Origin of the sequence: Pseudomonas sp. So3.2b (assembly GCF_019464415.1) — a bacterium.
GTDB classification, from domain to species: domain Bacteria; phylum Pseudomonadota; class Gammaproteobacteria; order Pseudomonadales; family Pseudomonadaceae; genus Aquipseudomonas; species Aquipseudomonas shahriarae.
On record NZ_CP080494.1, the window covers coordinates 5,992,527 to 6,005,420 of the forward strand.

At 61.5% G+C, this 12,894-nt stretch carries 12 protein-coding genes; 8 read left to right on the top strand and 4 right to left on the bottom strand.

Translation table 11 applies throughout. The features are described 5' to 3' along the window. Positions 1-17 precede the first annotated feature (17 nt). The 5 genes from K1X80_RS27170 to K1X80_RS27190 all read left to right on the top strand — a co-directional run bounded on the left by K1X80_RS27170 (position 18) and on the right by K1X80_RS27190 (position 4,621). Complete coding sequence (locus K1X80_RS27170; RefSeq protein WP_057960895.1) at positions 18-1,445, top strand: coniferyl aldehyde dehydrogenase; 1,428 nt, start codon at positions 18-20, stop codon at positions 1,443-1,445. Between the two features lie 28 nt (positions 1,446-1,473). After that, positions 1,474-2,019 carry a hypothetical protein gene (locus K1X80_RS27175; RefSeq protein WP_057960896.1) on the top strand — a complete coding sequence of 182 codons (546 nt, stop codon included), beginning with the start codon at positions 1,474-1,476 and terminating at the stop codon, positions 2,017-2,019. A 57-nt stretch (positions 2,020-2,076) separates the two neighbouring features. Beyond that, positions 2,077-3,672 (top strand): GMC family oxidoreductase, encoded by a 1,596-nt coding sequence (locus K1X80_RS27180; protein ID WP_057960897.1) that lies wholly within the window; start codon positions 2,077-2,079, stop codon positions 3,670-3,672. A gap of 114 nt (positions 3,673-3,786) precedes the next feature. Next, positions 3,787-4,266: a pantetheine-phosphate adenylyltransferase gene (gene coaD / locus K1X80_RS27185; protein ID WP_003176711.1), complete on the top strand. Its 480-nt coding sequence runs from the start codon at positions 3,787-3,789 to the stop codon at positions 4,264-4,266. Positions 4,267-4,369: 103 nt separating this feature from the next. Further along, the gene (locus tag K1X80_RS27190; protein WP_003213796.1) at positions 4,370-4,621 is read left to right on the top strand and encodes a YfhL family 4Fe-4S dicluster ferredoxin; all 252 of its coding nucleotides are present in this window, start codon (positions 4,370-4,372) and stop codon (positions 4,619-4,621) included. A 122-nt stretch (positions 4,622-4,743) separates the two neighbouring features. Here K1X80_RS27190 and mutM read toward each other — a convergent pair whose 3' ends face one another. Both mutM and K1X80_RS27200 read right to left on the bottom strand, forming a co-directional pair. Further along, the gene (gene mutM / locus K1X80_RS27195) at positions 4,744-5,556 is read right to left on the bottom strand and encodes a bifunctional DNA-formamidopyrimidine glycosylase/DNA-(apurinic or apyrimidinic site) lyase (RefSeq protein ID WP_057440389.1); all 813 of its coding nucleotides are present in this window, start codon (positions 5,554-5,556) and stop codon (positions 4,744-4,746) included. A 21-nt stretch (positions 5,557-5,577) separates the two neighbouring features. Then, positions 5,578-6,390: an HDOD domain-containing protein gene (locus tag K1X80_RS27200; RefSeq protein ID WP_198799508.1), complete on the bottom strand. Its 813-nt coding sequence runs from the start codon at positions 6,388-6,390 to the stop codon at positions 5,578-5,580. Positions 6,391-6,669: 279 nt separating this feature from the next. Here K1X80_RS27200 and K1X80_RS27205 point away from each other — a divergent pair, with 279 nt between their 5' ends. From K1X80_RS27205 to ilvD, 3 genes are all read left to right on the top strand, one after another. Further along, positions 6,670-7,866 (top strand): class I SAM-dependent rRNA methyltransferase, encoded by a 1,197-nt coding sequence (locus tag K1X80_RS27205; RefSeq protein ID WP_057960898.1) that lies wholly within the window; start codon positions 6,670-6,672, stop codon positions 7,864-7,866. A 186-nt stretch (positions 7,867-8,052) separates the two neighbouring features. After that, on the top strand, positions 8,053-9,252 hold the full coding sequence (locus K1X80_RS27210) for an MFS transporter (RefSeq protein ID WP_057960899.1): 1,200 nt from the start codon (positions 8,053-8,055) through the stop codon (positions 9,250-9,252). Between the two features lie 229 nt (positions 9,253-9,481). After that, positions 9,482-11,323, top strand: a complete 1,842-nt coding sequence (gene ilvD / locus K1X80_RS27215) for a dihydroxy-acid dehydratase (protein ID WP_057440393.1) — start codon at positions 9,482-9,484, stop codon at positions 11,321-11,323. 65 nt (positions 11,324-11,388) lie between these two features. On the opposite strand, the gene K1X80_RS27220 is transcribed toward ilvD, so the two are convergent. Together K1X80_RS27220 and K1X80_RS27225 are read right to left on the bottom strand one after the other, a co-directional pair. Next, positions 11,389-12,624, bottom strand: coding sequence for a type II toxin-antitoxin system HipA family toxin (locus tag K1X80_RS27220; protein WP_057960900.1), 1,236 nt, complete (start codon positions 12,622-12,624; stop codon positions 11,389-11,391). Next, positions 12,608-12,862, bottom strand: coding sequence for a helix-turn-helix transcriptional regulator (locus K1X80_RS27225; RefSeq protein ID WP_057960972.1), 255 nt, complete (start codon positions 12,860-12,862; stop codon positions 12,608-12,610). Before K1X80_RS27225 ends, K1X80_RS27220 begins: the two co-directional genes overlap by 17 nt. Positions 12,863-12,894: the final 32 nt, after the last annotated feature.

Genomic DNA, 12,894 nt, shown 5'->3' on the forward strand with positions numbered 1-12,894 from the left:
TATTCGGGAACTGCGCCATGTCTGCCAATGTTGCCTACCTGCAAGATTCCCAGGCGCTGGACCAGCTCCAGGACCTGTTCGCTGCCCAGCGCCGCGCCTACGCGGCCAACCCGATGCCGCCAGCGGCGCAGCGCCAGCAGTGGCTCAAGGCATTGCGTGACCTGCTCAGCGATGAGCGCCAGGCGCTGATCGAGGCCATCAGCAACGATTTCAGCCATCGCAGCGCCGATGAAACCCTATTCGCCGAACTGATGCCCAGCCTGCACGGCATTCACTACGCCAGCAAACACCTCAAAGGCTGGATGAAACCATCGCGCCGCGCTGTAGGTATAGCCTTCCAGCCGGCATCTGCCAAAGTGATCTATCAGCCCCTGGGCGTTATCGGGGTGATCGTGCCCTGGAACTACCCGCTGTACCTGGCCATAGGGCCGTTGGTCGGCGCGCTGGCGGCGGGTAACCGGGTGATGCTCAAGCTCAGCGAATCCACCCCCGCCACCGGCCAACTGCTCAAGACCCTGCTGGCGCAAATTTTCCCCGACGACCTGGTGTGCGTGGTGCTCGGCGAAGCCGAAGTGGGCATGGCGTTCTCCAAGCTGCCGTTCGATCACCTGCTGTTCACCGGGGCCACCAGCATCGGCAAGCATGTGATGCGCGCCGCCGCCGAGCACCTGACCCCAGTCACCCTGGAGCTGGGCGGCAAATCCCCAGCCATTGTCTCGGCCGATGTACCACTCAAAGACGCCGCCGAACGGATCGCATTCGGCAAGGCGCTGAATGCCGGGCAAACCTGTGTGGCGCCGGACTACGTGCTGGTTCCCGAAGACCGGGTGGACGGTTTCGTCGAGGCCTACACCCAGGCGGTACGCGGGTTTTATCCGACCCTGGCCGACAACCCGGACTACACCGCAATCATCAACGAGCGACAACTCGCCCGGCTCAATGCCTACATCAAGGACGCCACCGACAAGGGCGCGACCCTGTTGCCGCTCTACGACCAGGGCCAGGCCCGGCGCATGGCCCATAGCCTGCTGCTGAATGTCAGCGATGAGATGACCGTGATGCAGGACGAGATTTTCGGCCCGGTGCTGCCCATCGTGCCCTATCGCGGCATCGACCAGGCCTTTGCCTACATCAACCAGCGCCCGCGCCCGCTGGCGTTGTATTACTTCGGCTACAACAAGGCCGAACAGAATCGCGTACTCCACGAAACCCATTCCGGCGGCGTGTGCCTGAACGACACCCTGCTGCATGTGGCCCAGGACGATATGCCGTTTGGCGGCATCGGCCCGTCGGGTATGGGCCACTACCATGGCCATGAGGGTTTTCTCACCTTCAGCAAGGCCAAGGGGGTGCTGATCAAGCAGCGCCTGAATGCGGCCAAGCTGATTTACCCGCCGTATGGCAAAGCCATCCAGAAACTGATCCAGAAGCTGTTCGTGCGCTAAAACCGTTACCACCGGGACAACAATAAAAATGAACCCTAGCCTGACTGAATCACCCGCGCTGTCGCGGCGCGGCGTCTTGAAAATCGGCCTGTGCGCCAGCGCCTTCCTGGCCACCGCCGGCCTTGGCGCCAGCCTCAGCGGCTGCTCCAGCAGTACCCCCGCCAGCGGCTTTGCCATGTTGCGCAACAGCGACCTGCCGTTTTTGCGCGCAGTGATCCCGGTGTTGCTCGAAGGCGCGGCCAGCGCCGAGGTGGTGGCGGCAGGCATTGAAGACACCCTGAAAAAACTCGATTACAGCCTGCAGCACCTGTCACCGGAGATGTTCAAGCTGACCCAGCAGTTGTTCGACGTACTGGGCATGGCCGTCACCCGTGGCCCGCTGACCGGCATCTGGGGCAGTTGGGAAAACGCCAGCAGCGAGCAGATCCGCAACTTCCTGCATCGCTGGGAAAACAGCTTCCTCAACCTGCTGCGCATGGGCCAGGGCTCGCTGCTCAAGCTGGTGATCATGGCCTGGTACTTCCGGCCCGAGTCCTGGGCCCATTGCGGGTACCCCGGGCCACCGAGGATCTAGCCTGGGTAACCCACGTTGATAGCCACTCCGTAGCCATAACAATAAGAGAACAAGCTGATGCCCGTACCTGATGTGTTCCGCGATGGCATGGCCCGCGGCTGGAAGACCCATAACGGCGCCGCCCTCGACCAGGACCTGGTGCTGGAGGCCGATGTCGCGATCATCGGCAGCGGCGCAGGCGGTGGCACCACCGCAGAAATCCTCAGCGCCGCTGGCTACAAAGTGCTGTTGATCGAAGAAGGCCCGCTCAAGACCAGCAGCGATTTCAAGCTGCTGGAAGACGAGGCCTACGCCAGCCTGTATCAGGAAGGCATCGGGCGCATGAGCAAGGACGGCGCCATCACCATCCTGCAGGGCCGCGCCGTGGGCGGCACCACGCTGATCAACTGGACCTCGAGCTTTCGCACGCCCGACCCGACCCTGGCTCACTGGGCCAGCGAGTACGCGGTCAAGGGCCACAGCAGCGCCGAGATGGCGCCGTGGTTTGAAAAGATGGAGCAGCGCCTGGGCATCGCACCCTGGGCCCTGCCGCCCAACCCCAACAACGATGTGATCCGCAAAGGCTGCGAAAAGCTCGGCTACAGCTGGCATGTGATCCCGCGCAACGTGCGCGGCTGCTTCAACCTGGGCTATTGCGGCATGGGCTGCCCGGTCAACGCCAAGCAATCAATGCTGGTGACCACCATTCCCTCGACCCTGGAGCAAGGCGGCGAGTTGCTCTACCTGGCCCGCGCCGAGCGCTTGAAGTTCAGTGGCGATACCATCACCAGCCTCGAATGCGTGGCCATGGACTCCCGTTGCGTCGCGCCCACCGGCCGCAAGATCACGGTCAAAGCCAAGCATTACGTGCTGGCCGGCGGCGGCATCAACAGCCCGGCGCTGTTGATGCGCTCGGACGCACCCGACCCGCATTCGCGCCTGGGCAAGCGCACCTTCCTGCATCTGGTGAATTTTTCCGCGGGGCTGTTCGATGAGGTGATCAACCCGTTCTACGGCGCGCCGCAGTCGATCTACTCCGACCACTTCCAATGGCAGGACGGCACCACCGGTAAAATGTCCTACAAGCTCGAAGCGCCACCCTTGCACCCGGCGCTGGCCAGCACGTTGTTCGGGGGGTATGGCACGCAAAACGCCCTGGACATGAGCCAGTTGCCCAAGACCCACGCGATGCTGGCGCTGCTGCGGGACGGCTTCCACCCCGACAGCCAGGGCGGCAGCGTCGGCCTGCGCGGCGATGGCACGCCGGTGCTCGACTATGAGGTCTCGCCCTACGCCTGGGACGGCCTGCGCCGGGCGTTTCATAGCATGGCCGAGATCCAGTTCGCCGCCGGCGCCAAGTCGGTCAAGCCACTGCACCACGATGCGCGCTACGTCAGCACACTGGCCGAGGCCCGCAGCCTGATCGACGGCCTGAACCTGGAGCTGCATCGCACCTGCCTGGGCAGCGCCCATGTGATGGGCGGTTGCGCCATGGGCGAAGAGCCGAAAAATGCCGTGGCCGACAGCCTTGGCCGGCATCACCAACTGCGCAACCTGTCGATCCACGATGGCTCGCTGTTCCCCACCAGTATCGGCGCCAACCCCCAGCTTTCGGTGTACGGCCTGACCGCGCAACTGGCGACGGCGCTGGCCGAACGTCTGAAAACAGCATGAAAAAACCAGGTATTCGCGGTGTCTATAGTGCTTTCTTCTGAATAAGTTGACTTGGCCGACCGGGATGGCTGCGATACCATCCGGTTCCCCAACGGACTCCGCCAGGACGACGCGATGAACCGAGTGTTGTACCCAGGTACCTTCGACCCGATTACCAAAGGCCATGGCGATCTGGTCGAACGCGCCTCGCGCTTGTTCGACCATGTGATCATCGCGGTCGCGGCCAGCCCCAAGAAAAACCCGCTGTTTCCCCTGGAACAGCGCGTGGAGCTGGCCCGTGAGGTCACCAAGCACCTGCCTAACGTGGAAGTGGTGGGCTTTTCGACGCTGCTGGCACACTTCGCCAAGGAGCAGAACGCCAATGTATTCCTGCGCGGGCTGCGGGCGGTGTCGGACTTCGAGTATGAATTCCAGCTGGCCAATATGAACCGCCAACTGGCGCCGGACGTTGAGAGCCTGTTTCTTACGCCGTCGGAACGTTATTCGTTCATTTCTTCGACCCTGGTCCGGGAAATCGCGGCATTGGGCGGGGATATCACCAAGTTTGTGCACCCTGCGGTCGCCGATGCGCTGACGCTGCGCTTCAAGAAGTAAGACCGCTCGACCGGCGCCCGCTCGCACTGCGGGCGCCAATGCGGCACAATTGCGCGCATTAGTTTTTCAGATGCCTTGGCAGAGCGCCCTGGCAGGAGTTTCCATGTCCCTGATCATCACCGACGATTGCATCAACTGCGACGTCTGCGAACCCGAGTGCCCGAACGCTGCCATTTCCCAGGGTGAAGAGATCTACGTGATCGACCCCAACCTGTGCACCCAGTGTGTCGGCCACTACGACGAACCCCAGTGCCAGCAAGTGTGCCCGGTCGATTGCATCCCCCTGGATGAGGCACACCCTGAGACTGAAGAGCAGTTGATGGAGAAGTACCGGTTGATTACCGGCAAGGCCTGAGACCTTGTGGTGGCTGGGCGGGCCTCATCGCAGGCAAGCCAGCTCCCACATTTGAAGGTATTCACAAAGCAAAATGTGGGAGCGGGCTTGCCCGCGATGACGGCAGCCGCCGTCACACACAATCAGCTCTGGCACTTGGGGCAAAACACACTCGCCCGCTGCCCCAGCATCACATTGCGCAATTCGCTCCCGCAGACCTTGCACGCCTCGCCACCCCGGCCGTAGACGAACAGTTCCTGCTGGAAATACCCCGGCTGCCCATCGCCACCGATAAAGTCGCGCAATGTCGTACCGCCGCGCTCGATGGCGGCCGCGAGGATGCGTTTGATCTCGATCGCCAGCTTCAGGTAACGCCCACGGGAAATGCCCTTGGCCTCCCGGCGCGGGTCGATCCCGGCGGCAAACAGCGCCTCGGTCGCGTAGATATTGCCCACTCCCACCACCACCGCGTTGTCCATGATGAACGGCTTGACCGCCATCGAGCGCCCACGGGACAGCTGGAACAGGCGCTCGCCATCAAACAGGTCGGTCAACGGCTCCGGTCCCAGGCGCAGCAGCAGTTCGTGGTTGTGCGGGTCCTGGCTCCAGAGCATCGCGCCAAAGCGCCGGGGGTCGGTGTAGCGCAGGGCCAGGCCCGACTCCAGTTCGATGTCCACATGCTCATGCTTGGCTGCCGGTAGACCGACTTCCACCAGGCGCAAATTGCCCGACATGCCCAAGTGGCTGATCAAGGTGCCGACTTCGGCGTTGATCAGCAGGTACTTGGCCCGCCGCTCCACCAGCACGATGCGCTGCCCGGACAGGCGCACATCCAGGTCTTCGGGGATCGGCCAGCGCAGGCGCCGTTCACGCACCACCACGCGGCTGACCCGCTGGCCTTCCAGGTGCGGCGCAATTCCGCGCCGGGTGGTTTCGACTTCTGGCAGCTCAGGCATATTCGTCTCGCGATAGAAAGGTTAGTGCGCGCCCAACTCGCGGATCGACAACTTCAGGTTCTCGAAGTCGTAGTCCGACAGGCCCACGTAATCCAGCACCAGGTGGCCGATGCTGTCCCATTCATGGTCCACCGTCTGGTTGCCCAGTACCCGATAGGACGCGCAGATATGCTCGGCCATCTTCAGGATCGCCAGCAGGTTTTTCAGCGGGCTGTTACGCGCCGACTCATCGCTGAAAATCGCCAGGGCATTGTGGTGGTTGGCGATGGCGTTGGTCACATGCTCCGGCAGGCGCCAGGACTTGGCGGTGTAATAGCCCACCACCGCATGGTTGGTGTGGAACGCGCGGTTCTCGGTGTCGACCACCCGACAATCGGGCCCCGCCTTGGCGTAGGAATCTTCCAGCACGCTCATGTAGTCCGGGAAACGCTTGAGCATCAGCGGCACGCCACAATCGTGGAACAGCCCCAGGGCATAGGCTTCGTCCACCGCCTGGGAGCCGGTGCGCTTGGCCAGGGTCAGGCAGGTCATCGCCACGTCCTGGGCGGTGTCCCAGAACCGGTTGAGGGTGACGATGGTGTCATCGCTCATCTCGCCCTTGATCGACTGGGCGTTGATCAGGTTGACGATCGAGCGGCTGCCCAACAGGTTCACCGCGCGCTGGATCGAGGCAATCTTGTTGCTCAGGCCGTAATACGGCGAGTTGACGATTTTCAGCAACGAGCCGGAGAGGCCCGGGTCCTGGGAGATCAGCCGCGCAATCACCTCCAGGTCCGGATCGGGCATGTACTGCTCCATCTGCAAATCCACCATGATTTGCGGTTGGGGCGGCACGCTGATGCCTTGCAGGGCCTGCTGGATCTGTTCGGCGGAAAGCTCTTGGGACATAGGTACATACTCTGGACTAGGCGCGAATTCTAACCTCTAAGCAAAGCTGACCGACACCTCAAAAACCCGAACCGAACCCCGATCCAATAGGGGAGCTGGCTCGCCTGCGATTGCATCGCCGCCGTACGTCAGATACACCGCGCCGTCTGCATCGCAGGCAAGCCAGCTCCCACATGAACGGGCGCGCAAAGGGTATACTCCCGCTCTTTTTTCCGGAGCGACGTCATGTCCCTGCCAAGCCTGCGTCTCAAAGCCAACGCCGATCGTCGTTTGCGCAACGGCCACCTGTGGGTCTACAGCAACGAAATCGACGTGGCCGCCACCCCACTCCACGGCTTCCAGGCAGGCGACCAGGCCATCCTCGAAGCGGCCGGCGGCAAGACCCTGGGCATCGTGGCCATGAGCCCGAACAACCTGATCTGCGCGCGCCTGCTGTCGCGCGACATCAAGTTGCCGCTGGACAAGTCGCTGCTGGTGCACCGCCTGAATGTCGCCCTGTCCCTGCGCGACCGCCTGTTCGACAAGCCGTTCTACCGCCTGGTCTACGGCGACTCCGACCTGCTGCCGGGCCTGGTGGTCGACCGTTTCGGCGATATCCTGGTGGTGCAGATCGCTTCGGCGACCATGGAAGCCCATAAAGAAGACGTGATCGCCGCGCTGACCCAAGTGCTCAAGCCCAGCGGCATCCTGTTCAAGAACGATTCCGCCGCGCGCGACGCCGAAGGCCTCAACCGCTACGTCGAAACCGTGTTCGGCCTGGTCCCTGAATGGGTTGCCCTGGAAGAAAACGGCGTGCAATTCGAAGCCCCGGTGATCCAGGGCCAGAAGACCGGTTGGTTCTACGACCACCGCATGAACCGTGCACGCCTGGCCCCGTATGCCAAAGGCAAGCGCGTGCTCGACCTGTACAGCTACATCGGCGGCTGGGGCGTGCAAGCTGCCGCGTTTGGCGCCAGTGAAGTGTTCTGCGTCGATGCCTCGGCCTTTGCTCTGGATGGCGTAGAGCGCAACGCCGCGCTGAACGGCGTTGCCGAGAAGATGACCTGCATCGAAGGCGACGTGTTTGAAGCGTTGAAAGAATTGAAAGCCAGCGAAGAGCGCTTCGACGTGATCGTCGCCGACCCACCGGCCTTCATCAAACGCAAAAAAGACATGAAAAACGGCGAAGGCGCTTACCGCCGCCTCAATGAGCAAGCCATGCGCCTGCTCAGCAAGGACGGCATCCTGGTCAGCGCCTCGTGCTCCATGCACCTGCCGGAAGACGACCTGCAAAACATCCTGCTGACCAGCGCCCGCCACCTGGACCGCAATATCCAGATGCTGGAGCGTGGTGGCCAGGGCCCGGACCACCCGGTGCACCCGGCGATTGCCGAGACGCGCTACATCAAGAGCATTACGTGCCGGTTGTTGCCCAATAGCTAAGTAACATGCAGATCAAAGGTGGGAGTGGGCTTGCCAGCTCCCACCTTTTTTTGTGCAGTGTCAGAAAGATTTTTCCTACCGTCGCCAGCCACGCGCCCCCAGGAAATTTCCTTCAAAGGTTTTGATTGAATTCCACTTTTTGCAGACTAGTATCGGTTTCTGGCTTCACTGCGGAAAACAAAAACAATGTCTGACTCCACCTGCTCGCCCGTCCTCGATGGCCCAGCCAAACGCCAGTATCTTTCCCGCTTCATCCTCATCACCTGCATTGCCCTGATCAGCTTCTTCCCGATCAATATCCTGCTGCCTTCATTTCCGGCCCTCGCCGCCAGGTTCGACACGCCCAGCGCCAATGTCGCGCTGTCCATCAGCCTGTTTACCCTGGTTTTTTCGGTCTCCCAACTGATCGCCGGCCCACTCTCGGATAAATGGGGGCGCAAGGAAGTCCTGCTTGGCTGCATCACACTGTCGATCCTCGGGGCGATAGGCTGCACGCTGGCATCGGACTACCTGACCTTCCTGCTGTTTCGCAGCGTGCAGGCCATGGGCTGTGGCTTCTTCGTGCTGGGCCACGCCCTGGTGGAAGACCTGTTCGAGGAGCAGGACCGGGCTCGCGTGCGCCTGTATTACATGACCCTGAGCGGCTCGTTCGTCGCCCTTTCGCCGCTGATCGGCTCCTGGCTGCAAACCACCTTTGACTGGCAAGGCAGCTTCTACGGGTTCGCAGTGATGGCATTGGCCATGTTGATCCATGCGCTGTGCATCCTGCCGTCCAAGTCCGCCAGCCCCCATCGCGCACCGGTGTCGATCATCGCCACCTTGAAAGCCGTGGCCGGCAACCGGGACTTCCTGCGCTACTGGTGGATCGCCGCACTGGTGTTCGCCTGCTACTTCGCCTTGATCAGTGTCACCCCCCTGATGTTCATGGATGGGCTGAAACTCTCCGAATACCAGTACGCCCTGGTGCTGATGGTCTACGGCGTGGCCTATCTGCTGGGCGGCGTGGTGGCCTCGTTTCTGCAAAAACGCATCTCGCTGTCCCGGCAAATCAATATCGGCCTGGGGTTACTGCTGGTGGCCGGTGTGCTACTGATGCTGATCGTCAGCCTTGACGCCATCACCACCATAACCCTGCTGATCCCGATGCTGATCAGCGCCCTGGCCGTGACCCTGGTGCGCCCGGCGGCGATTTCGGCGGCGATGCTGTTGTTCTCAAGCAGCGCGGGCACGGCCGCCTCGGCGGGCAACAGCATCATGTTCCTCACGGCCGCGATCAGCAGCGCCGCCCTTGCGCAAACCGGAACGCATTTGCTGATGACCATTGCCGCAAGCTTCATCGCCTTCAGCCTCTGGGGCTGGCTGACAAATACGAGGGTCGGGCGATAAAGCCCCGGGACATGCTTCTCGCCATTCCCTCCCGACGCCAGCGGTGTAGAATCGACCCTATTCATCGCCAGTCATCCCCCGGCGGGTTTATGAGCTCGAGGCCCAAGCAAGCGGCGATCCCGCGACGCGAGTGGCAACTTCCGGACACACGGCCATTTTTCGGGTGTTCCAGTCGTCAATTAGAAGCTCACTCCCCTTTAGTACTTGATTAGCCGCCCGGAGTGCTCCAATGCCAGATTACCGCTCGAAAACATCCACCCATGGCCGCAACATGGCCGGCGCCCGCGCACTGTGGCGTGCCACGGGGATGAAAGATGACGACTTCAAGAAGCCGATCATCGCGATTGCCAACTCGTTCACCCAATTCGTACCGGGCCACGTCCACCTCAAGGACCTGGGCCAACTGGTCGCCCGCGAGATCGAACGTGCTGGCGGCGTAGCAAAAGAATTCAACACCATCGCCGTGGATGACGGCATCGCCATGGGCCATGACGGCATGCTGTATTCCCTGCCGAGCCGCGAGATCATCGCCGACTCCGTGGAATACATGGTCAACGCCCACTGCGCCGACGCCATCGTCTGCATCTCCAACTGCGACAAGATCACCCCTGGCATGCTGATGGCCGCCCTGCGCCTGAACATCCCGGTGATTTTCGTCTCTGGCGGCCCGATGGAAGCCGGCAAGACCAAGCTCGCCTCCCACGGCCTGGACCTGGTTGACGCCATGGTCATCGCCGCCGATTCCAGCGCTTCTGACGAGAAGGTCGCGGAATACGAGCGCAGCGCCTGCCCGACCTGCGGTTCGTGCTCCGGCATGTTCACCGCCAACTCGATGAACTGCCTGGTGGAAGCCCTGGGCCTGGCCTTGCCGGGCAACGGTTCGACCCTGGCCACCCACAGCGACCGCGAGCAGTTGTTCTTGCAGGCCGGCCGTACCATCGTCGAGCTGTGCAAGCGTTACTACACCGAGAACGATGAGTCGGTATTGCCGCGCAATATCGCCAACTTCAAGGCGTTCGAAAACGCCATGACCCTGGATATCGCCATGGGCGGTTCCACCAACACCATCCTGCACTTGCTGGCCGCAGCGCAAGAAGCCGAGATCGACTTCGACCTGCGCGACATCGACCGCCTGTCCCGCCACGTGCCGCAGTTGTGCAAGGTCGCGCCGAACATCCAGAAGTACCACATGGAAGACGTGCACCGCGCCGGCGGGATCTTCTCGATCTTAGGCTCCCTGGCCCGTGGCGGCCTGTTGCACACCGACCTGCCGACCGTGCACAGCAAATCCCTGGCCGAGGGCATCGCCAAGTGGGACATCACCCTGACTGACGACGAAGCCGTGCACACCTTCTTCAAGGCAGGCCCGGCTGGCATCCCGACGCAAACTGCTTTCAGCCAGTCGACCCGTTGGGACACCCTGGACGACGACCGTGAAAATGGCTGCATCCGCAGTGTCGAACACGCCTACTCCAAAGAAGGCGGCCTGGCTGTGCTGTACGGCAACATCGCCCTCGACGGCTGCGTGGTGAAGACCGCTGGCGTGGATGAGTCGATCCATGTGTTCGAAGGTCGCGCCAAGATCTACGAAAGTCAGGACAGCTCGGTACGCGGCATCCTCGCCGACGAAGTGAAAGAAGGCGACATCGTAATCATCCGCTACGAAGGCCCGAAAGGCGGCCCGGGTATGCAGGAAATGCTCTACCCGACCTCGTACCTGAAGTCCAAGGGCCTGGGCAAAGCCTGTGCGCTGCTGACCGACGGGCGCTTCTCCGGCGGTACTTCGGGCCTGTCCATCGGCCACGCTTCGCCAGAAGCCGCTGCCGGTGGCGCGATTGGCCTGGTGCAGGATGGCGACAAGGTGCTGATCGACATTCCGAACCGCTCGATCAACCTGTTGATCAGCGATGAAGAACTGGCGGCACGCCGGGTCGAGCAGGACAAGAAAGGCTGGAAGCCGGTGGAGAAGCGTCCGCGCAAAGTCACCACCGCCCTGAAGGCTTACGCCCTGCTGGCCACCAGTGCCGACAAGGGTGCAGTGCGTAACAAGGCCATGCTCGACGGCCTGTAAGCCCCGCCCATAAAAATGCCCCGCCAAGTGCGGGGCATTTTTTTGCGCCGAAGAAATCGCGCAAATTACCCCGGGGCGATACTCCTGGCCAAACCTGCCGACCATGCAGCAACCATCTTGTCTGCCACCCCTTCAAACGCGGGATGAGTACTTCGATAGGCCAAAAGCTCCGTCATTGCGCGGCTCATGCCATCCTGCACCCTGGCGAGCAACTCATTGCAGCGCGCCTCTGTCAGATTGCACGAACGGCGACCGAACTGGACCAGCATCTTGCGTTTGGGCCAGGCCTTAGAACCGTCCAGCAAGAGGGCCATGATGTCGCTGCCCTGGTAGACCGTGGTGGTCACCAGGTCGTAGGCCGGCGCGAGCCAGATGTCAGCCTCTTCGGCACAGTTCTCATAAAGCACACCGAAGTTTTTCAGGTGCCCGTCACCATTCTGGATACCGGCAGAGAGCGCCACCATCATGAAAAAATCTTCCAGCGCCTTGGTTACCCGGCTTGGCGTGACATAAGACTTGATCAGCCTGGCGCATCCCTGGTAAGTCCCGTCGTACTTCCTGCGCGTCGCCAACCCTGACAGAACGCACATATCCTCAAACCCGAGGTAGGCGCCATCACTGACGTCGAACCGTTGCACAACAAGGAATTTCGCGTTTTTGCTCAGTTGAAAAACCGGCACTTCAAGGCCGCAGTGCAATGCCGCCCGCATGCAAAAAAACTCGTTGGCCGCCAACTGAGGGAAGTCTTGTTCATTGAACGCCTTCACCAGGTGCGTGACACCCCGGTGGGTAAACCGCGCCATATCAGGCGCCATCTCGTCAATATCGCGCACCAGCACTTTCGGCTGAACGCCCGAAACCCCGGAGTAGGCGGCGTAGGTTCGCAATAGGTCACTGAAGAGATCGTTTGCCCCGTCATGGACCAACAGTTCAGACAGGTTGATCTGCGGCAGCGATGCCTCACCGCCAGCGTGGACAATGCTGATTCGGCCAAGCTGGTGTGGCCCAACGATACCCAGCAATGCCAGGTCGTCGAAGCCGCGTACTGACTTGCTGAAACGCCGCACGAGCTCGTCTTTGAGATACCCCTCGGGAAGGTGCATCTCGAACAGCGGATGGATGCCGTACTCCCAGTTGTAACTCTCCAGGCGCACCGGCATCGTCAAGGAGACGGCATTCTCTTCGGCCACCGCATCGTTATACGAGAAAACCGAATCGTGCCTGTTTTCTTCGCTCCGGCCGAGTGTTCCTGCCACCACACCACCAGTGCCGATGGACAGTCGGTCATTGTGCCTGGTCATGGATGCGTCCTGATTTCAGCTCATCGAGCGTCATGCGCCGACGCCTGGGAGTCGCGGTCAATTCGTATCCCAAGCCCTCAAGGATCGCGGCAACCTTGCGAATCCCCACTTCCGGGATGCTGTTGTTCTCGATCCCAGAGATGGTTGCACGACTCATCCCGTGCCGTTGCGCAAGCTGGGTCTGTGAGAGGCCAGCGGCTTTACGCAATTGTTTGATTAAAAGACCTAATTCATCCACGCTAAATTGCATCCTATACAATGCAAAACATG